We start from the raw sequence: 25,570 nt of genomic DNA, 5'->3' as shown, positions 1-25,570 counted from the left end.
CAACAATACGTGAAAAATATTATATAATATACATTAAATATCACTTTTTATTGAAAAATAATTAATTTTGTAGATATAATTCTACACAAAAACCATAAAACGGTCATTTTTTTTACGTACCTTTCAATTGATTTAATACATATTCCACTAGGTATTTAATTAAAATTATCTTATAAACATAGTAAAGATGAAAATTATTAACTTCGTTAGTACATTTTTCGCTACCATGGCATTAGCCCAAAGCGGAAGTGTAGGAATCAACACGTCTACACCATACCCCAGTGCAATTCTGCATATTGAGAACTTTAATGGAGTTCCGGCTACCGCTACCGCTACTATATCAGGAGGTGCCGTAACCGGTGTTACCATCACTAATGGCGGAAGTGGTTATACAACTCCACCAACTATTAATTTTTACGGAGGTGGCTCAATAGTAAACGGAGGCTCTAAGGCCCGCGCTACAGCAACTCTTACCAACGGATCTGTAACAGGTATTACGGTTAATAACGGAGGAAGCGGATACACCACCTCTCCGGAAATAACCATATCAGGAGGAAATAAAGGCTTACTGCTCCCCAACCTTAATATTGCCAATCTGACGAGTACTACCTCTCCAGTAGCTTCACCGGCTAATGGTCTTATAGGATTTAACGGAGGAAGTAACAGTAACAACAAGGCACTGCATATTTTTAGTACTGCCACTACTCCCAATCAATGGCAAAGCACTATTGATGCAGAAAATACACCCAAGGTAGCTTATTTGGATTTTACAGGATCATTATCTGTATTAGACAATGCTGTAGCAGGTACCAATGCTCTATTAATGGTTAATCCACCAGCAATTTCAGGTGTTTCTAACATTAATGGCTTTAAAGTGGTACAAAATACTTCTTTAGGAGGCTATTCTTTAGTTCTTCCACAAGGAAATTATCTGGTAGAGGTAAATCTTAATCTAAACTCTCCTCAGGAAAGTCCCGCTGGACAGGGAGGAACAGCTCCTCTTACAGGCAGTACTTATTATTTGATGGGATATTTTATAGATTTTACCAACGATACCTATAACAACACGACCAATACTTTTACCGGGGGGGCCAATACAAGAAAAGAAGTTCCTATTGTTTCCAAAGTGAATACCAATCACCTGGCAACTTGGTCATACTATTATAGTGTACCCGCCAATGCCAATGCAAATATTATAGGGGGACTAAGACTGCGATTAGGAAGAATGCAAAACAGCACTTTCTATGATTTAGTGAATGTAATTCCTACAGGATCTTATATTAAAATATCCCAACTTTAAAAACATCAACGTATGAAAAGAATATATACCCTGCTATTATTAATCATAGCGCAAATAATATATGCACAGGTTGCTATTGGGAAAACTACTGTTAATAGCTCAGCTGTTTTGGAAGTATCTCAATCTACGAATAAGGGTGTTCTTCTTCCAAAGGTAGACATTGTAGATATATTGAGTAATACTTCTCCGGTGAATAATCCTGCTGAGGGACTGGTAGTATACAACAAGGGAAACTCAATTAGCCCTGGTTTCTATATTTGGAAAAACAACCGATGGACTCAGCTGGCTGACACTTATAATCTTGTAAGCTATATGATGCTTCAGCGAACTACTGATTATAATATATTAGGAGGTTTTGCCAACGGAACGTACAAAAATTTCAATGATGCCGCTTTTACAGTTGTATCAAATGACATTGGCGCCTTATATAACAATTCTAATGGAATAATTACTCTTCCTGGAAACAGTGGTTACCTCGTTAATCTATGTTTAAACATAAGAACTGCCATTGAAAGCTCCACAGCCGGAATTGGCGGAACACCTGTTCATTTGCACCAATATCTAGTAAAGCTTATAGATCCGTCAAATGGGAACCAGTATGGGAAAACAATTAGCATCAATGCACAATCGATAGCCAGTAATAAAACGCATACTTTAAATCTGAGCTTTTCTTTTGTTGCTACTTCAGCTACTCCCATCATTTTAGTTCCAGCCATTGCCCATGATGCAGGTGGAACCTATCAATCGGGAGCCGGAGGAACAACTCCAAATAATGGGGAGATTATTATCACCAACGCAAAGATTGACATCCAAAGATCAGCTCTTAACCAATAATCTATTGAAAAATGAAAACATATATCTATACCGCTTGTCTTTTTATCCTACTTTTCTGCACAAACGCATACGCACAGGTAGGTATTAACACAAACACTCCCAATGCAAGCAGTGTTCTGGACATCAATTCATCCAATAAAGGGGTTCTTTTTCCTCAATATGATCTTATTGTCCTCAACAGCACTTCATCTCCAATTACCAATCCTACAGACGGCCTCATTATTTATAACAGCGGAGGAGCTTCCCCTTTTCCTAAAGGGTATTATATCTGGATAAGAGATCAATGGCAGCGTATAATTCTTTCAGGTTCTGAGCCTCAAAATATGTCGCTGATCATTAGCCCAAGCATCCTAATTCCTACCGGAAGTACTAATAATACATTAACCAGTTTTACTGTAGCCTCCAATAAAATTACAGGAGCTTCTTTGGGAGCAGACACCTCTACCATTACATTACCGGCTGGTACATATATTATCCGATATTCTGTAGATTCCAGCAATGCGAACAACAATAACGGTACAGCTAATACACAATATCTTTCTCAAAACTTTACGTGTACAAGGTCTTATCTTACTAATGCCGCAACCGGAACAGTAATTACGGAAGTGAATAGAATGTGTCAATTATCAAGTTCTTTTACTTTTTTCCAGGGAAGTTATTTTATAAAACTAACAGCTCCTACAACTATCAAACAAAAGTTTGAATTTGATACAGGAAACGGGTTTACAGCAAGTAATCTTAACGTAAGATCATCTTTAGCCCTTCTGATTACCAAAATGAGCCAATAAAAAAGCTTAAGCACCGGAGTGCCTAAGCTTAGATTTACAATATTCTGAAATAAGGTTTTAGTGATTAAAGCCTTATTTTTTTAATTCAATTTTGCTGTTAGTTTTTTAAATTGCTTTTCAGCACTTTTTCCTTCATAAAGGATAGCATATACGGTGTCAATAATTGGCAATTTAAGGTTCTTTTGTTTTGCTGTTTTGTAGATTGAATCTGCAGCATAATATCCTTCTGCCACCATGTTCATAGACTGGATTGCAGATTTCACAGTATATCCTTTTCCGATGAGGTTCCCAAGGTTTCTATTTCTTGAGAACAGTGAATAGGCTGTTACTAAAAGGTCTCCTAAATAAGCACTTTCATTCACATCTCTTGGAGCTTCATAAATGGCTTCCAGGAACGTTTCCATTTCACGGATTGCATTGGAAACGAAAACTGCTGTAAAGTTATCTCCATATCCTAATCCGCTTGCTATTCCTGCTCCTATTGCAAAGATATTTTTAAGAATCGCACTATATTCGTTTCCAAGAATATCTTTACTGGTTTGTACTTTGATAAAATCTGAACTGAAGACTTCTTCCAGTTTTTCTGCGATTTCATCTTCCACAGTAGCAATTGTAAGATATGAAAGTCTTTCCATAGCTACTTCTTCTGCATGACACGGGCCTGCAATAACCGCCTGATTTCTGAAACCAATCTTAAATTCATCACGCAGATAATGCGCCACCACATCATTAACCTTAGGGATAATTCCTTTAATTGCAGAAATAAACATTTTATCAGAATAATCGCAGGTCATTTTATCCATTGTATCAGACAGGTAGATGGATGGTGTTGCCAAAACAATGACGTCACAGGCAGAAACCAATTCATTGATATCCGTTGTCAGCTTTAAGCTTTTAAGGTTAAAAGTAGCAGCGGTAAGGTAAGTTGGGTTATGCCCACGAAGTTCAATTGCTCCCTTTACGAACTCACTTCTTACGCACCAATGCACTACTTTACAGTTTTCAACAAGCATTTTTACGATAGCGGTTGCAAAACTTCCGCTTCCTACTACCCCTACAGAAATGTCCTTTTTAGTCTTTTTTGGATTCGAAGATTCTGAATTTGTTTTCTTTTTAGCCATAATTGGATTGTGAACTGCAAATATATTAAACAAAGATTTAATGGGATGCCTAAAGCAATGACAAAAACCATTTTCTGAAAAAAATAACGCATCAACACAATTAAATATCTAATTCAACGTTAGATACAGAAAAAACTGAATTTTAATTAATAATAACTCACAAAACTTATTTTTAATTAAATTTGCAGCTTCAAAACCGTTTTAAATAATTCTAAGAAAAGAAATATGAAAAAATTTCTAAGCAGCAAGAAGAACGTAAACATTCTCCTGGGAGGACTTTTGCTAGTAGTTTTTGCACAAGGCGTCTTTATTGCGAAACTCTTCTCTGAAAGGGATGATAAAAATTATGAAGTAAACCTTGTAAAAATAAACACTGAAAAAGACAGTGTAGATTATCTAAAGATGAAAACAGATCTTACCCTGGTAGATCAAACTGTTGCTCAACTAAACTCTTTCCTTAAATCTAAGGACATTTCGAATGAAAAGCTAATGATGCTTGATCAAGACAGTATTGCCAATTCCATCTATCTTTCTAAGCAAGCCAACCGATACAGCCAGTATCTGATGGATCTACAGAAAAAACTGATGCAGGTTCCCTTGGGAATGCCAACAGATGGATATATTTCCTCTAATTTTGGAATAAGAAAAAATCCTATACCATTCCGAACTGTTTATGCGTCTGTAAAAACGGGTGCTGCAACGGAAACAAAAGCTGCAGCTCCGGCTGCTCCTAAACCAGAAGTAAAAGCTGAACCTGTTGAAAAAATTGTTGAGCTTACCGACAGCTATGGAAATAAGAGAGAAGTAAAGGTAATGGTAACTCCAAAAGCAGCTCCAGTTGCTTCTACGTCCAGCACTTCTGGCTCTACTTTAAAAACTATTGCCAGTACCGCAGCCTCTAAGTCTGCTCCTGTTGAAAGAAATAACGCTCCTGCTGAAGCAGATCAGATGCAGTTCCACAAAGGGCTGGATATTGCTGTAGCTTTTGGCTCTGATGTAAGAGCTGCTGCTGCGGGAACAATCATTTTCTCAGGACAAAAAGGGGGTTACGGAAATTGTGTCATTGTTTCTCATGGAAATGGGTTAGCTACTCTTTACGGACATTTATCACAGCTTGTTTCTAAAGTGAACGATAAGGTAAAAGTAGGTCAGGTGATTGCAAAATCCGGAAACTCAGGACGTTCTACAGGTCCCCATCTCCATTATGAAGTACACAAGAATAATACTCCGGTGAATCCGAAGTTATTTATGAATCTATAAAATAAAATAGGCTGTCTCACTTTTAAGACAGCCTATTTTATTCTCTTACAGATTGTATGCTACAATACTTTTTACTGTAAAATCTTGATTGTTCCTTTCGGATGGGTAAATGTACCATCCGGACCAGCAATATTAGAATACACTATATTTTTGTTGTAATCCTGAATATGGGTAACATTGAATCCTAAATGAGGTTCATGCCAATACACCATAAACACATTCTTTGCCACTTCCACAGCTGTATATTCTACTGTGTCTGTGCTATTTTTTGAACTCCCTGCTGTTCCGGTAAATGTCATTGTTTTGTTATCTTTAAAATCCAAAAGGAATTTTACAGCTCCAAAATCAACTTCTACTTTTTTACCTATTGCAGGATATGGTGATTTTAAATCCCAGTTCATTTCTCCCAGAAATACTTTTGCTCCCATTCCCAACTCATCTTTTCCGGGAAGATTCGGGTATTGTTTCACCATAAAATCTACAATTGCAGATGAGGTTTTATTTTCTGTAACAGCTTTCTTATAGTTTTCAAGGTAACCTTTTACAAAATCTAAAGATGCCGGAGACAGAGATTGTTTTGCAAAGTGCGATGGAACCACCTGTTCAGGTTTTAAGGTCTTCATTGCATCAATTTGCCAAATCCATTGGTCAATCGCCTTTACATTCTGGGTATCTGCCATCCAAAGATGTGAATCTACAGAAACTGAAATTCCTCCAGCCACTGTTTTGATAGATGGAATCCAAAGAAAGCTGTGTGCCGGATCCTCAGAATTTTGCTTGATTTCAATTTTATTTCCCTCAAGATCAGGAATAGAAGTTACTGCTTCCGGAATAATAATTTCTGATGGTGCGTCTGCTTTCAACTGTGGTTTCCACACAGCAAGTTTATCGTCCTTTGAAGCAGAAATAAGATAAGCCGTTTGTGCTGTAGAAATAATTCTTACGTTTGGAAATGCTTTTTTAATCACATCCAGTCCAAAATAGAAATCAGGATCACTGTGAGAAATAAAAACAGTTTTCAGGTTTTTCCCTGTTGCCTTTATTTCTTTTACCAACTGCTCGGCATATTGCTTCTGAAACTGAGCGTCAATAAGCATGGCATCTTTATCTCCATAAATAATGGTGGAAGTAATTGGAAAAATTGCCTTGGTTCCGGGGTTATAGACTTTCACCTTAAGGTTACCTGCGAATATGCTTATGAACCCTAAAATAGCGATGAGTGATAATAATTTTCTTTTTAACATTTTTGTTCTTTTAAATTAATAAGCTGCTGTAAAACGTTCACGGATGTGGTTGTTCTGTTCCAATTCGTCAACCAAAACTACTGCTACATCTTCTACAGAAAGACGGCTTCTTCCGTTTTCATCAAATACAGGTGTTTCTAATGAAGTTCTGTATTGTGCCGTTCTTTCACCTACGTTAGCTTGGTTCATTTCCACAGCAGGGCTAAAGAAAGTCCAGTCCAATGTATTATTTTCCTTGATCTTGTTTAAGTAATCTCTTGCTGCAGTTGCTCCAGGCTTGTAAGCGTCCGGGAAGTCTGGTGTGTCTACAATTTGCACATTATCTGGTGTATAAAGGCTTCCTGCCCCTCCTACTACGATTAATCTTTTTACTCCTGATGTTTCTACTGCTTTTTCGATGTTTTCAGATCCGTTCAGAAAATCATTGTAAAGATTAGGGTTAGTCCATCCTGCATTGAAAGCACTGATAACAGCATCATTTCCTTTCAAAGCATCTGCTAATTCTGTTACATTGTTTACATCAACGCTTTTTGCTGTCACATTGTCTTGTGTTTGTACTTTAGATGCATCTCTTACTAAAGCTTCTACAGCATACCCTCTGTCTGCTAATTCTTTTACGATGTGTGATCCTACAAATCCGGTTGCACCGATTACTGCTACTTTTTTCATAATGTTTTATTTTTAAATTAAATTGTAATAAATATTGTTACATTTATAGTTAAAAAAATTTTATTCGAATTGGTCCGTGAATTCTTGTAATGACTTATCTCCTAAAAATTTTATAACCAATTGATCAGTTTCTTCAAATAATGTATTTAAATGAGTATTAATTTCTTTTCCAACGCTACAGGCAGGATTAGGATTTTGATTTTTCTTTCCTAAAACCTCTGTATTCTTTACGGCTCTATAAATCTCGGAAATAGTAATTGCATCAGCACTCTTTGCAAGTTGAGTTCCTCCTACTTTTCCTTGTCTGCTAACAATCATGCCTGCTTCTCTCAATACGCTGATCTCCTTACGAACAATAACAGGGTTTACATTGATACTACCGGCAATCCATTCAGAAGTGAGAAATTCCTGAGGACTTTTTGCCAATAAGGTCATGATATGTACTGCCGTAGCAAATCTTGTATTATTCATTGTAATTACATTGCAAAGGTAAACAAATTTTTAAATGTAACAAATATTATTACAGTTAATTTTTTCTTAAAGGATTAATTTATCCAAATCCAGCAGTAAATAGTTGATATTTTGATTGATGGTTCTTGTTGCAGACTGCATCTGATTAAGCATTGCAGCCCTATTATGAAGATCATCTGCCCTGTAATAACCTCCATCACTAAAAATAACAGACTGATCGGCCTTAATTTTATCATCATCAAATTGATAATGAAGCCATCTTTCTTTCATATTTCCGATAATGGAACGCTCTTCTCTATTGGAAAATTTCTTCTCTGTATACATATACCAGATGAAAGGTGGAAAGTTCGGAGACTCCAGCTTTTCTCTCCAAATATCTCTCAAAAGGTTTCGTTGATGGATAAATTCTACTTTTTTTCCTTTTGGATTAAGTGTTGCCAAACCAAACCCTGCTCCAAGAACCCCTCCACTGATATCAATGGCATTGCTCCAGCCCTCATCTTTTACAATTCCACCGGCTATGGAAGCTGCGGCCCCTGCAATGATTGAATATAAGATCAATTTGTTATTTCTTGAAGAATTAAGATTATCTACATAGTTTCCTATTTGGGCTACCCTTTCTCCTTCGCAGTCAAATTCTGCGGCTACTGCATCCAATTCTGTAAGGGCAATGGTAATTTTACTATTTATCTTAGTCTTAAGCTGCAAAACTTTAACCTGAGAAGCTAAGGATGAATCCTTTTTAAGATCCATAATGTCATGAACCTCATCCAAATTATCCAGTGCATTCAGGATTAGAATACTTTGGTCAGAAAACATTGCTTTCAATTCCTTATTGGCCAGTAAAATAGAATCTGAATTGTGGGATGGTACCCTGTTGCTGTAATTATATTTAAAAGGAGCCTTACAATAGCTGTCTTTAAGGGTTAATATATTCTGCTGAATCATCTGATTCTTCTTGGAAACACAAGAAGTAAGCAGACCGAGAACAATAAAAAGATAAAAAAGTTTTTTCATTCAATCTATTTTTGTGTATCAGTTGGGAAATTATTTAAAATCGTCAATCTGCTGCATTACAATTTACCAATACGAATATAGTACAAATAAAAAAATTTACCTGAATTCAGGTAAATTTTTAATCTATTTTTAAGCCGGATTATTTAATTCCTAGCAACTCAACTTCAAAAACAAGCGTACTGTTTGGACCTATTTCTTTGCTGATTTCCTGATCTCCATAAGCTAGGTGCGGAGGAATGATTAATCTCCACTTGCTACCAACAGACATTAACTGAAGAGCTTCTGTCCATCCGCTAATTACTCTGTTTAAAGGAAAAGATGCCGGTGTTCCTCTTTTTACAGAGCTATCGAAAACCTTACCTGAAATAGTAGTTCCATGATAGTGGCATTTTACTGTAGATTTAGGTCCTGGCTTTGCCCCGTCACCTTCAGTAATGATTTCGTATTGTAAGCCGCTAGGTAATTGTACCACGCTTTCTCTCTTACCATACTCTTCCATATATTCCTTACCATCATTAAGGTTTTTTTCTGCTAATTCTTTTTTACGTTTAAATAACATATCTGCTACTCCCATATTATAATTTTTTACAAAGATAAGATTTGTTACCGGAAATAGGAAGCAAGAAACGGGAAGTATTAGAATTCAACTACTTAAACATTCAATTAGTTGATATCCGATATCTATACTAAGTTTAATTTTATTATTTCACTCCTGTCTTTCATTAAAATTCAAATAATTGTAATAATCTCTTAACACAGATTCCGAAACTTGGTGTTATAATTGAATTTAAAAACTAAATGCCAAATCCAATAAAATATAACAAGAAGTTCGACGAGCTTAATGAAGAGGAAAAAATACTTCTGGAGATCAATAAAAAGTCGATTGCAGATTTTGTTGAGCAATCCTCTTCTATAAGTGATGTTAATTATGCTACCAGAAATGCTCATGCAAAGACCTATGCAGTAGCAAAGGGAACATTCTGGATAGATCCGGGAATTCCGGAATCATTACATCCATTTTTTGATAAAGAAAAATTTGATCTGATCATAAGGTTTTCCAATGCTCAATTGAAGGTTAAAAATTCCAAAAAGGATATTCCAGCCTACGGATTTGCCGTACAGATAAGGGATGAGAACAATAATTTGTTGTCCAATTATCCGCTGGTTAATTTTCCCTTGTTCCCTGTTAATTCCGTTTCCATCTTTTTAAAACTATTTACTGCCATCAATCATTTTTACATTAAAAAATGGAGCAGTCTATTTCCTTTGGTTACTCAAATAATCAAAGTGGTTCCATCTATTTTAACGGGTTCCTTTATCAAAAATGGATTAAAGCTGCTCAGCAAAAAGAATGACTTTATTCTTTCTTTTGATTACCACTCTGTAGGTGCTTATCGTTTGGGAGATCATATGATGAAAATAAAACTAAGCCCAAAGTCAGTAGATAAAAATATCGGAAAGAAACAAAATACAAAAAAGGCTTTAAAAAATTATTTCCAAAATAATAATTTCACGGCGGATGTCTTGATTCAGCTTTGTTATGATTTGAAAGACCAGCCTATCAATAATTTGAATGTGGAATGGAAAAATTCGCCTTTCATTAAAATCGGGGAAGTAAAAATAGATAAGGATTCTTTACTGGATCCGCGCGACTGCAGTAATGAGCTTCTTTCATTCAATCCGTTTGAAAGTAAAGCGATCTTTCAACCTGTTGGAAAAATACAGAAACTTCGTGATGAAGCATATAAGGTATCTGTGCAGACAAGACGAAAAATTAATAAACTTCTGCATGGAAAGAAAAGTGAATTGTAAACTGAATAATTGCTAGAAATAACAATAAAAAAGACTGTCATTGCAACAGTCTTTACTCTTTTATTTGAATTTTCGGTCTTCTTCTTTGATAGCCAAATCATTGATACTTGCATATCTTTTCGCCATCAAACCGTTTTCATCAAACTCCCAGTTTTCATTTCCGTAGGCTCTGAACCAGTTGCCGTCTTTGGTTTGATATTCATATTCAAAACGAACTGCAATTCGGTTCTCTGTGTGTGCCCAGTATTCTTTTTTAAGCCTATAATGAAGTTCTTTTTCCCATTTTTTTTGAAGAAAGCTTACAATCTCTTCTCTTCCGTTAACGAATATGTCCCTGTTTCTCCATTCACTATTAATGGTATATGCTTTTGAAACCTTTTCGGGATCCTGACTGTTCCAGGCATCTTCTGCCATTTGAATCTTTTCCTTTGCCGTTTCAAGGGTAAAAGGAGGAAGCGGATGTTTCTGTTCCATTGTTTATTGTATTAAATTGGTGATTATTTTTCTGGACTTTTCTATCAACTCGTTGGATTTGAAAAGCTGGCTTTCTATGATACTGCTTTCAAAAAGCATATAAATATGATCAGAAAGCACATCATCATTTAGTATTTCTAAAAAATAATTTCTAAGATCAGCTTTGTGGGATTGGATCACATTTAGGATTTTAATGTTATCTGTAGGAATCTCTGATAAAATATTAAGGAAACTGCAACCTCTGAAATTTTCTTTTTCATTCATATAAATCAGAAAATCGAAAGCTTTGATGATTTTAGATTTTGAATCTTTTTCTTTTGCTAAGAAGTTATTGAGTTCATTGAACCAATATTCATGTCTCACCTTCAAAAATTCTACACACAAATCTTCTTTGGATTTAAAATGCTGATAGAAGCTGGCTTTGGCTACTTCTGCTTCAGAGATAATCTGGTTGATTCCGGTAGAGTTATAACCCTGTCTGGCAAACAATTGAAATGTGGTTTCTATTATTCTTTCTTTTGGAGATTTCATGTTGCTTCCTTTTATGGAACAAATGTATGAAAAAAAACAACATACAGACAAGTCTGTCTATTTTATTTTGATTTTTTATTTTGGAAAGTTGGAATGAGATGTTGAAAAACGCAAAGACGCTAAATTTTTATAGATATCACATATCTAAGGCGCAAAGATTTTATCTCCGATAAAATTTAATACAGCTAATAATATAATTCTGAATAATGCAAATAATTAATAAGCAGTTTTGCTGTAAATTTTTGATTTTCTGTACATTAAAAACAATATTAATCTTTAGTGCCTTTGCGTTTTTTCAAAAAATTAGTGAACAAAAAAGCCTCCAGAAATAAATTCCGGAGGCTTTTATATATTCTAAAAAATAAGATTACTTTTCTTCCAATTCTTCTTTCTTCTCTTCTTCTTTTTCAGGGAAGATGATAGATAAAAGAACCGAGATTACCAATACACCTCCTACAATTCCTAAAGAAACAGGTGAGGGGATATGGATCCAAGGTGCAATAAGCATTTTAACTCCAATGAATGACAAGATAATAGCCAAACCATATGGAAGTTTGCTGAACATATGAATAAAATTAGCCAATAGGAAATACAATGATCTAAGTCCTAAAATCGCAAAGATATTCGATGTATAAAGTATGAACGGGTCATTTGAGATTGCAAAAATCGCAGGGATAGAATCTACCGCAAAAAGAACGTCTGTAAATTCGATAACACCAACTACTACCAAAAGAGGGGTTGCCATCTTGATACCGTTTTGAATCGTGAAGAATTTATCTCCATCATAGTTATCTGAAACTTTCCAGAAGCTTTTAATCAATCTGGCTCCGGCTGTATTGCTATAATCCTCGTCCTCATCATCGCCACCGTCACCCCATGATTTGATTCCTGCATACACAAGAAATAAACCGAACAAGGCCATTACCACGTTAATTTTTACTGCTTCTCCGAAGATATTCATTTCAGGAAGATAAGTAAGGTTAATAAGTCCTACTCCGGCAAAAATAAATATTGCTCTGAAAATCAACGCACCAATGATACCCCAGAAAAGGACCTTATGGTGGAGAAATTTCGGAACCTTAAAGAACCCGAAAACAAGGATAAATACAAAGAGGTTATCCACAGAAAGAGCTTTCTCTATCCAGTAGGCAGCCTGATACTGTGTAAATTTCTCTATTGCCAATGCATGACTCTCGGGGGTTCCGTCTGTATTGAAAACCCAATACACGACTCCTGAGAATACCATTGAAAGTGAGATCCATACGATAGACCAAATGGTAGCCTCCTTGGAAGATACTTCATGACTTTTTTTGTTGAAGACTCCTAAGTCCAGGAGTAGCATGATAACAACTGTTATCGCAAATCCCCACACCAAGCCAGGGTGCAGTTCTAAAATACTTTGATGTTCCACTTGAGTTATGTTATTATATGATAAAAGCAATAGATGTACTGAGTACAAATATTGCTATTTTATTTACTTTTCTGATTTATAAATGATTATAAATAATTCATCTGTACTGTTTGGATCGTTTGCTCAAGCTTTCTATCCGCTGTAGGATCTCCGATAGCATTGAATTTCCATTCTCCGTTTCTTCTATAAAACACTCCCATTACCATGGCAACGTGACCTTTAAAAGAAGCATCATTTGCAATATCATATTTAGCGAAAACTTCTCTTACGTTTGTAGGAGTTCCCTCATAAATACGGATAGAAGCAAAAGGAATTGTTCCGAAATCCTGCCCCTGATAGCTGTTAAGCACCAATGCAACATGATCTACATTAGGCTCCAGGTTACTGAAATCTACTGTAATTACTTCATTATCTAATCCATCATCACCATTTACATCTCCTGTAAGGTCGTCCCCACTGTGTCTTACTGATCCGTTTCTGGATTTCAGATTTCCAAAGTAGATTACCTCTGTAACATTTTTGTTGGAGTCATATAAAATACAGCTTCCATCCAAGTCTACTGCTTCTTTTTTAGTTCCGAAAAGGCCTTTTTTTTCAATTGCTCCCCAGTTGATTCCTACACAAGCTTGGGAAAGCTCAGCTCCGTTTTCTTTTTTAAGGTTGATTCTCTGACCTTTTTGTAAGTTGATAGCCATCTTTTTATGTTTAGTTGTTATTCAAATTCAAATTAAGCATTGCACGCAGAATATTTGTTTCTTCATCAAAGGCGAATATTTTGCTCATAATATCTATATTTTCCAGGTTTCGGATATAGTCTTTCAAAACGCCCTCTACTTCTATGGGCAGATTTCGTTTTCTTTCATTCATGCTATTTTCCAGCTGCTCATTTTTTGTTTTAAGCTGATCGATAATAGCACTCTGATTCGATTGATTTTCAGAGATATCAAGCTTATCCAATTCCTTGTCGAAAAGATAAAGCTTTTTATCATCGATATCAAAAATAAAATAATCATCAGACTGAAAGATCTTGAAAAGCTCGTATTCATGGATTCCGATGAGGTAACCACAAACAAAACGGACTTTAAATCCCTGTATATTCAATCTTCCCAATAGTTTTCTTTCAATGGAATAATCTTTATACTGATACGCCGGAAAAGCTCCAGTCTTCAGCAGAGATTCATCTGCACTTGTTCTGTAAAATTCCTGAGCATATTTCTTATGAAAATACAGTACATTATCCCAATTGACCGTAAAAATATCTTCTGTAAGGTCTTTATACAAATTTTTAAGATGTTGAGAAAATACACCACTGTACATTTTCCTGTCGGTCTGAAAACTATCTACCCGTCTTTCTTCAAAACCTGAAATATATTTTTTGTTGATGTCGATTTCATTAATGACCGTCAACATGTCATTTTCTTTCTGCCTTTTAATTTTAGTAAGCAGTTCAATGAGGCTGTCGGTATACTGCAGGTGGAAAAGCTCCAGTTTATTGTAATCCAAGGCCGCATTTTCCTGGAACAAATTGTGGATAATATCTGTTTTGATGTAAATGGATATTATGTCAATATGTTCAAAAAAATTAGCCAGAAGTTTAAGTCTTGTTAACCTTCTTTTGCTTTGTGACAATATGGTTGCTGCATCTCCCTCCACCTTAGTATCCTATAAATTAACCTCTGACATTCGCTTTTAATTCATGCTCTAATGTCTGAAGATCCTGATCAAGTTTTCTTCTGTTATCTGCTCCTTGTTTCTGGATCTGTTTCACCTCATTTAAAGTATTGATTAACATTGAAGTTGTTTCTCTCAATGTTTCTACAGATACAATTGTTTGCTCATTGGCTCTGGCTACATTTACAGAGTTCTGACCAAGACGTTCTGCATTCTTTCTTAAGATTTCTTCTGTAGTAGCAGATACTTTCTGCTGGATTTCAATATTTTGCTGCTGTCTGTACATGGCAACGGCAAGAGAAAGCTGGTTTTTCCATACAGGAAGAGTTGTGGTAAGAATTGTCTGTGCTTTTTCTGCAATAGAAACGTTATTATTCTGTACCAATCTGATCTGTGGAAGCGACTGCATCATGATAACACGTACTACCTTAAGATCAGCCATTCTTCTGTCTAGTCTTGCAATGAAATCTCTTTTATCTGCAATCTGATAATCCTGGAAACTTTGAGGATTGGCTTCCATTTCTGCAAGCTCTACCGCTGCTCTTTCCATTCTTATATTTCCTGCAATCACAAGATCTTCGATCTGCTTAATGGAGTTCACATTACTTTCAAAAATAGTCTGTAGAACAGCATTATCCTTTGTAGAAGTAATGATTCCTGCATTTACCTTATAAGAAATTTGCTCAATATTATTGATAATTTTATCATATTTCGCAAACAAATTTTCCACCTGAGTAATTACTTTCTTCATGAAAGGTAACTTGCTCAGGAAGCTTTTAACTTTATTTCCGTGAAGCTCATCTACGTCTACATAGTTAAGCTCTACCAATAAATCATTAATAAGTCCGCCTACTTCTCCTGAGTTTGATCTTCTTACATTTCCTAAGAAGCTATCACTCTGGTTGGTTAAAGTTTTCTGAAGTTCTGCTCCGAAGTTTACAATAGATCCCGGATTAGCTTCATCAATAGAGTTCGCAAGAACTTCATATTTCTGGCGTTCTTCTGACTTCATCTGAGCCAGGTTTACATTTCCGTCTCTGTCTACCAGAACCGCCGGTGCTGCATTTTGAACAGGCATGTTCGGGGTAGCCATTGGAGCAGGCTCAAATGTTTTAAGAGGTTCAATTGACCCAAGAGGATCCATTGGTTGATTTTCTTGATTATCCATGATGATTACTTCTGATAAATTGATACAAATTTGTCAAGGCCGTCTCTTTGACCAGCCCCTACAGCTTCAAATTTCCATTCTCCATTTCTGTTGTAGATTCTTCCGAATTCTACTGCAGTTTCGATTGAGAAATCTTCATCCAATTCATATTTTAAGATTTCTTCATTTGTATCGGTATTGAAGATTCTGATAAAAGAATTTCTAACCTGTCCAAAATTCTGCTTTCTTGCATCTGCTTCATGGATGGTTACTACTACTGTAATTTCCTTGATAGCATCATCAATTTTTGTAAGATCAATTTTGATTTGCTCATCATCTCCAGCTCCCTCACCTGTAAGGTTATCTCCTGTATGAATCACTGATTTGTCCGGAGATTCAAGGTTGTTATAAAAAATAAAGTGGTTATCTGAAACTAATTTTTTGTCGTCACCCAACAAAAATAAAGATGCATCAAGATCGAAACCGGTTCCTGTAGAAGTATTATTGATATCCCATCCTAAACCTACAGTGAATTTAGGTGCGTTAATATTTTCTCTTTGTCCTTTTTGTAAGTTAATAGCCATAATATAATTCCGTTTGTGTTAATGTATTGATGTTATTTTTATATTCTTTTATTAAATGATAATTGTTACTGATGGCCAGCTCCAAGAGGAGGTCCATCTGTCCCTTTTTTACTTTAGACGTAAGATAGTCAAAATTACTTGAATCCAGGCCTAAAATATATTTTACGATTCTTGTATTAAACTCAAAACTTGGTTTATTCATTACCTCTGTGATGTGTCTTACGTTTTTCACAGCATAATAGTTGAAAAAGTTTTCAATTTTAGGATCAAGCTCAAAATTCATCAGTTCTGCATAATACAGGAACATAAAATCTGCCTTCACATCATATTCATCCAGGATTTTGTGTACTGTATATTCATGACTTCCCGTAATTTTTATATCATCTATAAAAATACAAAGTTTTCCTCGTAAAAAGTCCTTGTCAATATAATAAGTATCATTAGATATCAGATTTTTGCGATCCTCAAAATTAAGGTTTCCATAATCTGTAATATAGGTATGATTTCGGTTGATTTTTGATAAAATACTGGACTTATGCCCTTTCTGAAACAGATAAAAATCCAGATGCTTTTTAAAGTAAAAACATAGAAAGTTGGATGCAGTAGGAATAGCCATATACGGGCTTGGAAGCACTACAATTTCTTTACCTGTGAGTAAAAGTTCTTCATTTTCGGAAATAAATCCCTCGAATAATTCTTTTGCAAATTTTTCAGCATACGACTTATCGCCATACTTAAAATAGCTGTATTCCGCAGGTGAGAATGTAAACTCATCTGCCGAATGAATGTGGTGTAAGCTGTATCTTTTATTCATGTTTATTTTTAGTTTTTAAGTAAATATGCACTGAAACCGAAGTCTGTTGCCCCTTTATAGTCAGCAACCGGATTGTCTCCGATATGTAAAATCTGGCTCATTGGCAAGTCCTGATCCTTAATGTTATTCTTCACTTCCTGAAAAATAAGCGGATTCGGTTTGGAACAGTTCATCTCGTCAGAATAAATGTGAAAATCTATGTACTGATCCAGGTTTTCATGAATCAAAAACTTTCGCATTGTTGTTCCTTTGATAAACCCTGTATTGCTTAGAATATTAATTGTCTTACCTTGATTTTTAATTTCATCAAAAAAATCATGGATATTTTCAAATATAACAACCGGCTTATATTCTAAGAACAGTTCTTCACTTTTTACATAAAACTCATTCAGCTTTTCTTTGTTTAAAAGCTTTATATCTACATTCAATGATCCTAGGATCATAAGATAAATTTCAAAAGTATCTATATTTCCTCCTGTAACCTCATTAATGGTATTGCAAAGATCATCATAGTATTTTACGGTTTTTGCAACTTCATCTATAGACTTATCTATATTAAAAAATGAGGAGAACAGCTCAACTCTTTTTGTTTTAAATTCAGGATGAGATTTGATTAGGGTGAGCCACAGGTCAAAGGAAAAATGACAGTGGTTATGAATGTCGATATCTGTTTTCAATATGTTTTAAGTTAAAAGTTTTATTTAGCTTTCTTGAAAAAGATTTAAAAATTTTTAATCATCAACAAGTGTTTAATTTTCTATTCTTCCCAAAGATAAAATTTTTATCATAAATGAATAACTTTAGTTTTCTGTTTTAAGATATTTTATGATTTGAAGAAGCATGAAGCAAAAACAAGGACCATAAAATGAATTATGATCCTTGTTTAATTATTGTAGATTTTGATCTTCTATTTTTCCGGCATTACCTTATATGTAGGATCTTCCTGTATATTAACTTCTACTACGGCTTCGGCATTTTTCAGCATTTTACGGCAGTCTTCACTGAGATGGCGAAGGAAAAGTGTTTTTCCTTGCTGCTTGTAGCGTTTGGACAGTTTATCCAAAGCATCAATGGCACTCATATCCACAATACGGCTTTCTTTAAAATCTATCATCACCTCATCCGGATCATTCATTGGATCGAACTTATCTGCAAAAGCTGTAGCTGAACCAAAAAACAACGGACCATATATTTCGTAATGCTTTATTCCATTTTTATCAGTATATCTTTTTGCTCTAATTCTTTTGGCGTTATCCCAAGCAAAAACCAAGGCTGAGATAATGACTCCTACCAGCACTGCTAAGGCCAGGTTATGCAAAACAACAGTAATAAGGGCTACGGTAATTCCGACAAATATATCTGACTTTGGCATTTTATTCACAATTCTGATGGAAACCCACTGAAAGGTACTTATGGCAACCATCATCATCACTCCCACCAATGCTGCCATCGGAATTCTTTCAATAATTGGTGCTCCGAACAGAATAATCATTAAAATCATAATGGAAGCTATAATTCCCGACAGCCTTGCCCTGGAACCTGCATTAAGATTCACTAATGTTTGGGCAACCATGGCACAACCACCCATTCCACCGAAAAAACCGTTGGTAATATTGGCCAATCCCTGGGCTACTGATTCTTTATTTGCATTTCCCTTTGAATTGGTAATTTCATCTACCATAGACAGCGTCAACAGAGATTCAATAAGACCTACGCCTGCCATGATAAGTGCGTAAGGAAAAATAATCTGTAAGGTATCAATGGAAAAAGGAACCTGCGGAATATGAAAACTTGGAAGACTACCGCTGATATGAGCAATATCCGCCACTGTTTTTGTGGGGATATTAAAGCCTAAAACCACGGCAAATATTACGATAATTGCCACCAGGGATGCAGGAACAGCTTTAGTAAGCTTAGGGAAAAAATAGACTACGGCAATGGTAAGAGCCGTTAAGCCTGCCATAATATACAATGAAGTACCCTGAAGCCAGCCTACTACTCCATTGCTGTCTGTAATTTTAAATTGTTCCACCTGAGCCATAAAAATAATGACCGCCAATCCGTTCAAAAAGCCATACATAACCGGTTGTGGAATGAGTCTTACAAATTTTCCTAACTTAAAAATACCCACCAGCATCTGAAGAATTCCAGCCAGCGCTACAGTGGCAAAAAGATAATCTATTCCGTGGGATTTTATAAGGGCAATCAGCACAACTATGGTAGCTCCTGCACCTCCGGAAACCATTCCGGGACGTCCACCTAAAATAGCTGTTACCAATCCCATCAGAAAAGCAGCATACAATCCTGTAAGTGGAGAAAGCCCTGCCAGTATTGCAAATGACAGGGATTCCGGAATCATCGTCATGGCTACGGTAAAGCCTGCCAGCAATTCATTTTTATAATTAATTTTCTTCGAAAAATCGAATAAGCTTATGGTATTTTTCATTGAACGGCAAAGGTATATACTTGGTTAATGGTATACAATTTTTTATCTTTCTTCTTTCATCATCATTTTATCTTTATAATAATTCACACATTAGTTTACATAATATGTTAATTTTACTTAAAATACGCCCATAAATAAACTTTTTTATATTCCTTTCTAACATAGCTTCTTATTTTTGTTTAAATTTGAAAGCAATTAAGCAGATTATTAGGTACTAAACACAATATTCAAAGCATAAAAAACTGGTTGTCAATACACATACAATCATACAATAAATAAAAGCTTAGCGTAAATAAAATTGCATAGAGAAGCTTTAATAGGTTATATATTATTTACACAGATGGTCGAAAAAAGAAGTTTGAAAAAGAAGAAGAGTTATAAACCCATTGAGAATAAGCAATATACCTAAAGGTACACTAAAGTGACAACGCTCACACCTTTTTTTAAGATATTAAGCTATCCTTATCAGTTTTAAAAATTTTACGGTTTTTATTTATGGTATCCTACATCCTTGAGTAATCACCTACCCTTTTTCAACTTCAAATTTAAGTGAATTATATTCTGTAATATGTGATAATATATATTGCCTATTTTGTGTTTTCTCATGCATAAGTTTTAATAAATAGATAATATTAAATAAAAATGTTATACAAAGAAATCCATATTGGAAAGTTTATTAAGGAGAGAGTTGATGAAAGCGAAATAACAGTAGAGAGAATATGTAAGTTTCTGGGGAGAGATGAAAATGCTGTTGAAAAAATGTACAATAGCAAATCAATAGATACGGATCTTCTTTTAAGGTGGAGTAAATTATTGGAATATGATTTTTTCAGACTTTACAGCTCACATCTGATTCTATATGCACCACCCGCAGCAGTTAATAAAAATCAGCAAAAATCGGATAAAATCCCTTATTTCAGAAAAAATATTTACACTCAGGAAATTAAAGAATTTATTATGAAAAGAATTCTTTCCGGTGAAATGACACAGAGCGAAGTGATTAAAGAATACTCTATTCCTAAAAGTACTCTTCACAGATGGCTTCAGAAAAGTGATAATATGAACGGATAAACTGACAAGAAATGCGTCCCAACTATAAAAAGATTTACCAGGATATGCTTACGCTAGAATATCCGGAAAAATTAAAAGATCCAAAGATTAAAGAACTTCTTGGCAAGCTGGATACTAGTGAAGATGTGCTTAAGTTCAATGACAGACTTTTCAAACCATCCAGAGAAGGCCAAAAAAATAATCAAAAACTTAAGACCTATGACAAGAAAACAATGATTAAGCTTCTTCAGTATCAAAAGAAACATGGCCATTCTACCAGTTATATGTCTAAAAAATATAAAATAAGCAGAACTACTCTTACAAAATGGAAACTCATGTTTGAGGAAGAGCTTAAAGATCCAATAAAAAAAGCCGATAAATAATATATCGGCTTTTTTGTAAAGGTAACAACAAGAAAAAGCACGGGGCTACACTTGCCGGAGTCGAACCGGATAACCTTGCCGAAGTTACCGACTTCGCTATTCCTCCCCAAATTGCGTGACGATGAAGCTTTTTCTAACGACACTTATAATAAAACAAGGCAACAAGCAAAAAGTGATGTCGTGCTCTACCAACTGAGCTACTCTTCCTATAATAATTGTGCTTTTTGTTGTGGAAGAGACAGGACTCGAACCCGTGTCCCCGTCGTGATGATCGAAGTAACACTATTCTACGGCACTTATTTTTTTTTTAATAAAAAAGAGGCTAAGTTCAAAAAGACTTTTACAAAATCATTTTCATGACTTTCTGGAGTCGAACCAAATTAAACCGAAGTAAGTCTTTTTTACGGCACTCTTTATACAAATCAAGGTAATATTTTTCAGAATCTTCTGTGCATTTGCTCTACCTGCTGAGCTACCTCTCCTTTTCGAGGGAAAAGGCAGGATTCGAACCTGCGACCCAATGTTTATTCAATCTCGAAGTATGATTCTAAGACGACACTTGATTATAGTTTATTTTTCTTCTTCAGACATCTCAGTTTTAACAATAGGATGAATTCCTGCATTTTCAGGATAATAGCTTAAACCAAAACTACTCCATCCAGAAGACAAATAGAGAATCCTTTCTTTCAGATAAGGAATATCTTTGGTTTGATCATACTTAAAATTTTCATCAAATATATTCTTTACCTCATCAATAAGTTCAGGGTAAAACATTTGGTCTTCTTCATCAAATACATCAATATGAATATCAAGATAGTTACTTAATTCATTTAATAAATAAGTTCTTAAATCCCAACCCATAACAATAATATCAGAAGATCCTAAAGAAATAACAGGCTTCCATTTAAGGTTTTCATCACTTACAATATATCGGAGTCCTGTCAAAGGTAAAAGAGCTGGAACATGAGAAAACCATTCTTCAAAAATTTCTATTCTCTTTTCCAAAGATGCAGGCTTTATCCCCCATGAACTAAGCCAAACCTGGCTATCCTCATCCGCATCGTACTTCATCCAACTATATGAACTTTTTATTATTTCTAAAACTTCTTTTTCATCAGCAAGCCAATTATAAAAGAAATTACGTTCTTCTGTAATCAGTTCTCCATCATCCTCATATTCAAAAATTTCTTTTTTGTCAATCGTATGAAGAATTTTTAAAAATTCTTTATGCTCAGGGATAAACCTGATGTTATATTTTTTTTCAACTTGATCAATCTGTTCTTTAGAAAGCCCCTGCCATTTGGCACCATAAAATCCTTTAGGACAATTTTCATCATCCACAGACCAAAGTTTTTCTGTACGTTCCTTGACCCAGTATAGGAATTCAGTCAGGTTACTTGGTATATTCATTGTTATTATTTTTTTTAAAAGAGGCAAAAGATTGAAAAGACTCGCCAGATCATTTTCATGATCTGTTTTGGAGTTGAACCAATATCATAAGATTTACCGAAGTAAGCCTTTTCTACGGCACTCTTTTATAAATTATCAAGGTAAAAATGGAGGAATCTTTCTTTTCCATCTGCTCTACCATCTGAGCTACATCCCGTTTACAACAAGAATGACAGGAATTGAACCTGCGACCTGATGACGTGTAATCGAAGTATGATTCCAAAACGACACTTGATATGATTTAAACAAGGTAATTAAATCAAACAGAGATCAATACGGGGTATTACCATTTCTACTATCTGCTGTTGCAGAACAGGATTCGAACCTATATTACCGTCCCTTAAGAAGTAACTCTATTTTACGACACTTGTTTTTTATGGTTATTTATAGTTATTAGTTTTATGGTTACCAATTTATATACTTACTGCGCATTATTTTTACGTAGTTATTTTTATTAAAAACCAAGCAATAAAATGATAAGAGTAAATGATATTCAATTAAAAGTTGACGATGAAACTCTTATCAACGGCATTGGTTAGCTACCGGGCAATCTGGTGAAAGACTCTGTCTGTTTTGGAATCGAAGTATGTCTTTCTAACGGCACCAGTAATATTTATACTGCAAAATTAAATTGCAGGTACGCAATCTTTTTACGTAGTTATATTTTACATTAAAACTTAGTAATAATATTCTGCTCAAATTAAAAGCAGTGCCTTTTACAGCACTACTTTTTCAATCATTTCTATTGCAGATTTCTGATCTTCCAAAGCATTCAATACATCGAAGATTTTATCTGACCAACCTGCAATAAGGTATACATCATTTCTTTTGATATCAATCGGCTGTCTTCCATAGCCAGCCAAGTCAAAAATATACAGTTTTGCATCAGGAGCTATGGCCTTATATCTATTCCAGGAATCTTCAAATGAATGTTTGTTTCCAGAGCTATCCCACATTTGGGTATCTGTGAACAGCATTACTTTTTCCACTTTTTCCCGTCTTTTAATCAAATCTTCGATGACCAGATAACCGTTGGTAGAATACCCCACTTCACCTTCACGCTTATAGAATGCATCTACATTTCTTAGGATTCCATTTTTAGGCATTGGAACCCGTAACCAACGATCACCGAACATCCCTGTTACTACATTTTTGCATTGTGACTGTAAGATCATTGACATCAACAAACCAATGTCATACAGCAAGATTTTACTTTTTGGAGAAACCTTTTTCTGCATTGAACCTGAGACATCAGCTGCAATAACCACAGAAGTATTGAAGCCAAAGCCTTTGATATTCTGAGCACTTACCACAACTGCATTTTCCAATGCTTCCAGTACAGAAGACAAATAAGGTGAATCAATGGTTTTCAATTCCCTGTATGCTGCCAGAAATCTGAACGGCAACTGCTTTGAATGAATAACCGCTTTTTCATCAGCCAGATAACGACAAATTTTATTCATTGCATCTGCTGATACTTCTGCCTCCAGAATATTTCTTAGGTTTCGCAGGGTTGCCATGTATCCTAGTTTATTGCTGAAGATCAATTCTTCCCATTTGATTTTGAAAGCCTGTTCTCTTTCTTCTTGATCAGTATATTTTTTCTGTCCCAGCACAGAAAGCTCAACTTCCCACGTGTAAGGAACTTCTAACACATCACCTGCAATTTTATTAAAAATGGTTTGCTGGTTCTCATTCTTAGCTTTTGGGTGTACCAGGAATAAGGCATCTTTCAATGTTACTTCTCCTTTCCTGTTATATTTTGCAAACTGGTATTCGTCAAACTTATTGAATGACTTTATCAATCCTTTCTGAATTTGCTTAGATAGCCTGTTCAGTTTTTTTGTTTCTGTTCTTTCATTGGCAAGCTGGTAATAAGCCAGCAGTTCTGTGATTTCATCAGCTCTTTGAACAACTCCATCCACTGTTTTGCTTACCAGGTCTGAGCCTGAAGCTTCTCTTGCCAGCTCTGTAGCCAAAACCAATGGAATGGAACGCAAGTACATATCTTTTCTAGCATACACAGCTAGTTTTGCTACAAATTCGGGATCATTTTTCTTAATCAGAGACTGTATTCTCTCCAATCTCTCATTCCCTTTTTCATAAGTAATATTAGAAAGCCCTGTTGTAACCACAGCACTATACAATTCTTCTGCAGGGGTCATCACATATGCTTTTGCTCCCTCATAGTTCAAGACTACTTTGTTTTCTTTTTTCAAAAAATTAAATTTCATGAGTTACTGTTTTTTTTGTTAAACATTGAAAGGATTATTACTTCCTCTCTGATTTCTGATGCAAAGTAAAAACAGTATTACGCAATCATTTTGCGTAGTTTATTTTCTGTGAAAATTTTATTTTTTATTTTAAGAAAAATGTGAGAAATATATTTTAAAATAAGATTTTGGCTGAAGCCAGATGAAGACGATTTTTTTTAAGGGGGCTAAAGTCCACTCTTATTAAATATTGGAACTATAAATTAATATTGAACAGCAACATCATTCATTTAAAGCTTCTATCATTCATTTCAAATAAAGAAATCGGTAATCTCCGGTTTTTACACATGTGTTCTCTAGCTTTGTCTTCATTAAAATTAAAGCTATGATTAAAGGATTATACGAAACTCATGTTCAGGTAAGTGATTTGGAAAAAGCCATTCAATTTTATACAGAAGTATTGGGATTGAGGCTGGCTCATAGAGATGGAACAAGACCTATAGCATTTTTATGGATTGGAGAAGAGAAAGAGTTTATGCTAGGATTGTGGGAGCAAAAAGAGAATCTTCAACCCAGACATTTTGCTTTCTCCAGCAGTAAAGAAGATATTTTAAACTATTCTGTGAAGTTTTTGGAAAATAAGAATCTAAAGCCATATAACTTTTTGAAAAACGGAAGCATTGAACCTATGGTATTTGCCTGGATGCCTGCACTGGCCATCTATTTCAATGATCCTGATGGTAACCAGCTTGAGTTTATTTCTATTTTGGAGGGCGATGGAAAACCTGAATTAGGTGTTTTGGCATATGAGGAATGGATAAAACAGACACAAAGCTAATCAAGAAGTATAGTGCCTAATATGTTGGTAATCGCAAAGACGC

The 25,570-nt window shown here is 35.1% G+C and carries 25 protein-coding genes and 1 tRNA gene; 8 read left to right on the top strand and 18 right to left on the bottom strand.

Annotated features, from left to right (window positions below; translation table 11 throughout):
- Positions 1–187: 187 nt before the first annotated feature.
- Genes EG359_RS18760 through EG359_RS18750 form a run of 3 tightly spaced genes read left to right on the top strand, consistent with a single transcriptional unit; the run spans position 188 to position 2,922 of the window.
- Complete coding sequence (locus EG359_RS18760; protein ID WP_123867444.1) at positions 188–1,300, top strand: hypothetical protein; 1,113 nt, start codon at positions 188–190, stop codon at positions 1,298–1,300.
- 12 nt (positions 1,301–1,312) lie between these two features.
- Positions 1,313–2,134: a hypothetical protein gene (locus EG359_RS18755; protein ID WP_076356331.1), complete on the top strand. Its 822-nt coding sequence runs from the start codon at positions 1,313–1,315 to the stop codon at positions 2,132–2,134.
- 11 nt (positions 2,135–2,145) lie between these two features.
- Positions 2,146–2,922, top strand: coding sequence for a hypothetical protein (locus EG359_RS18750; RefSeq protein WP_076356329.1), 777 nt, complete (start codon positions 2,146–2,148; stop codon positions 2,920–2,922).
- 80 nt (positions 2,923–3,002) lie between these two features.
- Here EG359_RS18750 and EG359_RS18745 read toward each other — a convergent pair whose 3' ends face one another.
- A complete protein-coding gene (locus EG359_RS18745; protein WP_076356327.1) occupies positions 3,003–4,043 on the bottom strand; it encodes an NAD(P)H-dependent glycerol-3-phosphate dehydrogenase in 1,041 nt (346 codons plus the stop codon).
- Between the two features lie 225 nt (positions 4,044–4,268).
- On the opposite strand from EG359_RS18745, the gene EG359_RS18740 reads away from it, so the two are divergent.
- The gene (locus EG359_RS18740; protein WP_084180516.1) at positions 4,269–5,303 is read left to right on the top strand and encodes a M23 family metallopeptidase; all 1,035 of its coding nucleotides are present in this window, start codon (positions 4,269–4,271) and stop codon (positions 5,301–5,303) included.
- A 71-nt stretch (positions 5,304–5,374) separates the two neighbouring features.
- Here EG359_RS18740 and EG359_RS18735 read toward each other — a convergent pair whose 3' ends face one another.
- The 5 genes from EG359_RS18735 to EG359_RS18715 all read right to left on the bottom strand — a co-directional run bounded on the left by EG359_RS18735 (position 5,375) and on the right by EG359_RS18715 (position 9,278).
- The gene (locus tag EG359_RS18735; RefSeq protein ID WP_076356325.1) at positions 5,375–6,547 is read right to left on the bottom strand and encodes an MBL fold metallo-hydrolase; all 1,173 of its coding nucleotides are present in this window, start codon (positions 6,545–6,547) and stop codon (positions 5,375–5,377) included.
- Positions 6,548–6,562: 15 nt separating this feature from the next.
- Positions 6,563–7,216, bottom strand: a complete 654-nt coding sequence (locus tag EG359_RS18730; RefSeq protein WP_076356323.1) for an NAD(P)-dependent oxidoreductase — start codon at positions 7,214–7,216, stop codon at positions 6,563–6,565.
- A 60-nt stretch (positions 7,217–7,276) separates the two neighbouring features.
- A complete protein-coding gene (locus EG359_RS18725) occupies positions 7,277–7,687 on the bottom strand; it encodes an Rrf2 family transcriptional regulator (protein ID WP_076356321.1) in 411 nt (136 codons plus the stop codon).
- A gap of 66 nt (positions 7,688–7,753) precedes the next feature.
- On the bottom strand, positions 7,754–8,704 hold the full coding sequence (locus EG359_RS18720; protein ID WP_076356319.1) for a hypothetical protein: 951 nt from the start codon (positions 8,702–8,704) through the stop codon (positions 7,754–7,756).
- Between the two features lie 139 nt (positions 8,705–8,843).
- Positions 8,844–9,278 carry an FKBP-type peptidyl-prolyl cis-trans isomerase gene (locus EG359_RS18715; protein ID WP_076356317.1) on the bottom strand — a complete coding sequence of 145 codons (435 nt, stop codon included), beginning with the start codon at positions 9,276–9,278 and terminating at the stop codon, positions 8,844–8,846.
- A gap of 224 nt (positions 9,279–9,502) precedes the next feature.
- Between EG359_RS18715 and EG359_RS18710 the strand changes: the two genes are divergently transcribed.
- Entirely contained in the window at positions 9,503–10,516 is a 1,014-nt protein-coding gene (locus tag EG359_RS18710; protein ID WP_076356315.1) for a catalase family protein, read from the top strand.
- 60 nt (positions 10,517–10,576) lie between these two features.
- Here the strand turns inward: EG359_RS18710 and EG359_RS18705 are convergent, their stop codons facing one another.
- The 10 genes from EG359_RS18705 to EG359_RS18660 form a co-directional block, all read right to left on the bottom strand.
- On the bottom strand, positions 10,577–10,990 hold the full coding sequence (locus EG359_RS18705; protein WP_076356313.1) for a nuclear transport factor 2 family protein: 414 nt from the start codon (positions 10,988–10,990) through the stop codon (positions 10,577–10,579).
- A gap of 3 nt (positions 10,991–10,993) precedes the next feature.
- Entirely contained in the window at positions 10,994–11,521 is a 528-nt protein-coding gene (locus tag EG359_RS18700) for a TetR/AcrR family transcriptional regulator (protein WP_076356311.1), read from the bottom strand.
- A 367-nt stretch (positions 11,522–11,888) separates the two neighbouring features.
- Positions 11,889–12,932: a TerC/Alx family metal homeostasis membrane protein gene (locus EG359_RS18695; protein WP_076356737.1), complete on the bottom strand. Its 1,044-nt coding sequence runs from the start codon at positions 12,930–12,932 to the stop codon at positions 11,889–11,891.
- Between the two features lie 86 nt (positions 12,933–13,018).
- On the bottom strand, positions 13,019–13,627 hold the full coding sequence (locus EG359_RS18690; protein ID WP_076356309.1) for a TerD family protein: 609 nt from the start codon (positions 13,625–13,627) through the stop codon (positions 13,019–13,021).
- A 10-nt stretch (positions 13,628–13,637) separates the two neighbouring features.
- Complete coding sequence (locus EG359_RS18685) at positions 13,638–14,585, bottom strand: hypothetical protein (protein WP_084180514.1); 948 nt, start codon at positions 14,583–14,585, stop codon at positions 13,638–13,640.
- Between the two features lie 16 nt (positions 14,586–14,601).
- Complete coding sequence (locus EG359_RS18680; protein ID WP_174567034.1) at positions 14,602–15,771, bottom strand: toxic anion resistance protein; 1,170 nt, start codon at positions 15,769–15,771, stop codon at positions 14,602–14,604.
- A 5-nt stretch (positions 15,772–15,776) separates the two neighbouring features.
- Positions 15,777–16,334 carry a TerD family protein gene (locus EG359_RS18675; RefSeq protein WP_076356307.1) on the bottom strand — a complete coding sequence of 186 codons (558 nt, stop codon included), beginning with the start codon at positions 16,332–16,334 and terminating at the stop codon, positions 15,777–15,779.
- Positions 16,324–17,148, bottom strand: a complete 825-nt coding sequence (locus EG359_RS18670) for a phosphoribosyltransferase family protein (protein WP_076356305.1) — start codon at positions 17,146–17,148, stop codon at positions 16,324–16,326. The genes EG359_RS18675 and EG359_RS18670 overlap by 11 nt, the downstream gene beginning before the upstream one ends.
- An 8-nt stretch (positions 17,149–17,156) precedes the next feature.
- The gene (locus EG359_RS18665; protein WP_076356303.1) at positions 17,157–17,825 is read right to left on the bottom strand and encodes an HAD family hydrolase; all 669 of its coding nucleotides are present in this window, start codon (positions 17,823–17,825) and stop codon (positions 17,157–17,159) included.
- 230 nt (positions 17,826–18,055) lie between these two features.
- The gene (locus EG359_RS18660; protein ID WP_076356301.1) at positions 18,056–19,594 is read right to left on the bottom strand and encodes a SulP family inorganic anion transporter; all 1,539 of its coding nucleotides are present in this window, start codon (positions 19,592–19,594) and stop codon (positions 18,056–18,058) included.
- Between the two features lie 642 nt (positions 19,595–20,236).
- Between EG359_RS18660 and EG359_RS18655 the strand changes: the two genes are divergently transcribed.
- A complete protein-coding gene (locus tag EG359_RS18655) occupies positions 20,237–20,665 on the top strand; it encodes a transposase (protein WP_076356299.1) in 429 nt (142 codons plus the stop codon).
- An 11-nt stretch (positions 20,666–20,676) separates the two neighbouring features.
- A complete protein-coding gene (locus EG359_RS18650) occupies positions 20,677–21,027 on the top strand; it encodes a hypothetical protein (RefSeq protein ID WP_076356297.1) in 351 nt (116 codons plus the stop codon).
- Positions 21,028–21,517: 490 nt separating this feature from the next.
- On the opposite strand, the gene EG359_RS22570 is transcribed toward EG359_RS18650, so the two are convergent.
- Positions 21,518–21,654, bottom strand: a tRNA-OTHER gene (locus tag EG359_RS22570).
- A gap of 1,538 nt (positions 21,655–23,192) precedes the next feature.
- Positions 23,193–24,710, bottom strand: coding sequence for a TROVE domain-containing protein (locus tag EG359_RS18640; RefSeq protein ID WP_076356293.1), 1,518 nt, complete (start codon positions 24,708–24,710; stop codon positions 23,193–23,195).
- A gap of 364 nt (positions 24,711–25,074) precedes the next feature.
- Here EG359_RS18640 and EG359_RS18635 point away from each other — a divergent pair, with 364 nt between their 5' ends.
- Positions 25,075–25,527 (top strand): VOC family protein, encoded by a 453-nt coding sequence (locus tag EG359_RS18635; protein WP_076356291.1) that lies wholly within the window; start codon positions 25,075–25,077, stop codon positions 25,525–25,527.
- Positions 25,528–25,570: the final 43 nt, after the last annotated feature.

The sequence above is a fragment of the Chryseobacterium joostei genome, assembly GCF_003815775.1.
In the GTDB taxonomy this organism is placed as follows: domain Bacteria; phylum Bacteroidota; class Bacteroidia; order Flavobacteriales; family Weeksellaceae; genus Chryseobacterium; species Chryseobacterium joostei.
The sequence above is the reverse complement of the archived record's forward strand: the minus strand, read 5'-3'. Positions and strand labels throughout refer to the sequence as shown.

Coding starts and splice junctions, on each gene's coding strand:
- EG359_RS18760 (WP_123867444.1), top strand. CDS start 188: ATGAAAATTATTAACTTCGTTAGTACATTTTTCGCTACCATGGCATTA.
- EG359_RS18755 (WP_076356331.1), top strand. CDS start 1,313: ATGAAAAGAATATATACCCTGCTATTATTAATCATAGCGCAAATAATA.
- EG359_RS18750 (WP_076356329.1), top strand. CDS start 2,146: ATGAAAACATATATCTATACCGCTTGTCTTTTTATCCTACTTTTCTGC.
- EG359_RS18745 (WP_076356327.1), bottom strand. CDS start 4,043: ATGGCTAAAAAGAAAACAAATTCAGAATCTTCGAATCCAAAAAAGACT.
- EG359_RS18740 (WP_084180516.1), top strand. CDS start 4,269: ATGAAAAAATTTCTAAGCAGCAAGAAGAACGTAAACATTCTCCTGGGA.
- EG359_RS18735 (WP_076356325.1), bottom strand. CDS start 6,547: ATGTTAAAAAGAAAATTATTATCACTCATCGCTATTTTAGGGTTCATA.
- EG359_RS18730 (WP_076356323.1), bottom strand. CDS start 7,216: ATGAAAAAAGTAGCAGTAATCGGTGCAACCGGATTTGTAGGATCACAC.
- EG359_RS18725 (WP_076356321.1), bottom strand. CDS start 7,687: ATGAATAATACAAGATTTGCTACGGCAGTACATATCATGACCTTATTG.
- EG359_RS18720 (WP_076356319.1), bottom strand. CDS start 8,704: ATGAAAAAACTTTTTTATCTTTTTATTGTTCTCGGTCTGCTTACTTCT.
- EG359_RS18715 (WP_076356317.1), bottom strand. CDS start 9,278: ATGGGAGTAGCAGATATGTTATTTAAACGTAAAAAAGAATTAGCAGAA.
- EG359_RS18710 (WP_076356315.1), top strand. CDS start 9,503: ATGCCAAATCCAATAAAATATAACAAGAAGTTCGACGAGCTTAATGAA.
- EG359_RS18705 (WP_076356313.1), bottom strand. CDS start 10,990: ATGGAACAGAAACATCCGCTTCCTCCTTTTACCCTTGAAACGGCAAAG.
- EG359_RS18700 (WP_076356311.1), bottom strand. CDS start 11,521: ATGAAATCTCCAAAAGAAAGAATAATAGAAACCACATTTCAATTGTTT.
- EG359_RS18690 (WP_076356309.1), bottom strand. CDS start 13,627: ATGGCTATCAACTTACAAAAAGGTCAGAGAATCAACCTTAAAAAAGAA.
- EG359_RS18680 (WP_174567034.1), bottom strand. CDS start 15,771: ATGGATAATCAAGAAAATCAACCAATGGATCCTCTTGGGTCAATTGAA.
- EG359_RS18675 (WP_076356307.1), bottom strand. CDS start 16,334: ATGGCTATTAACTTACAAAAAGGACAAAGAGAAAATATTAACGCACCT.
- EG359_RS18670 (WP_076356305.1), bottom strand. CDS start 17,148: ATGAATAAAAGATACAGCTTACACCACATTCATTCGGCAGATGAGTTT.
- EG359_RS18660 (WP_076356301.1), bottom strand. CDS start 19,594: ATGAAAAATACCATAAGCTTATTCGATTTTTCGAAGAAAATTAATTAT.
- EG359_RS18655 (WP_076356299.1), top strand. CDS start 20,237: ATGTTATACAAAGAAATCCATATTGGAAAGTTTATTAAGGAGAGAGTT.
- EG359_RS18650 (WP_076356297.1), top strand. CDS start 20,677: ATGCGTCCCAACTATAAAAAGATTTACCAGGATATGCTTACGCTAGAA.
- EG359_RS18640 (WP_076356293.1), bottom strand. CDS start 24,710: ATGAAATTTAATTTTTTGAAAAAAGAAAACAAAGTAGTCTTGAACTAT.
- EG359_RS18635 (WP_076356291.1), top strand. CDS start 25,075: ATGATTAAAGGATTATACGAAACTCATGTTCAGGTAAGTGATTTGGAA.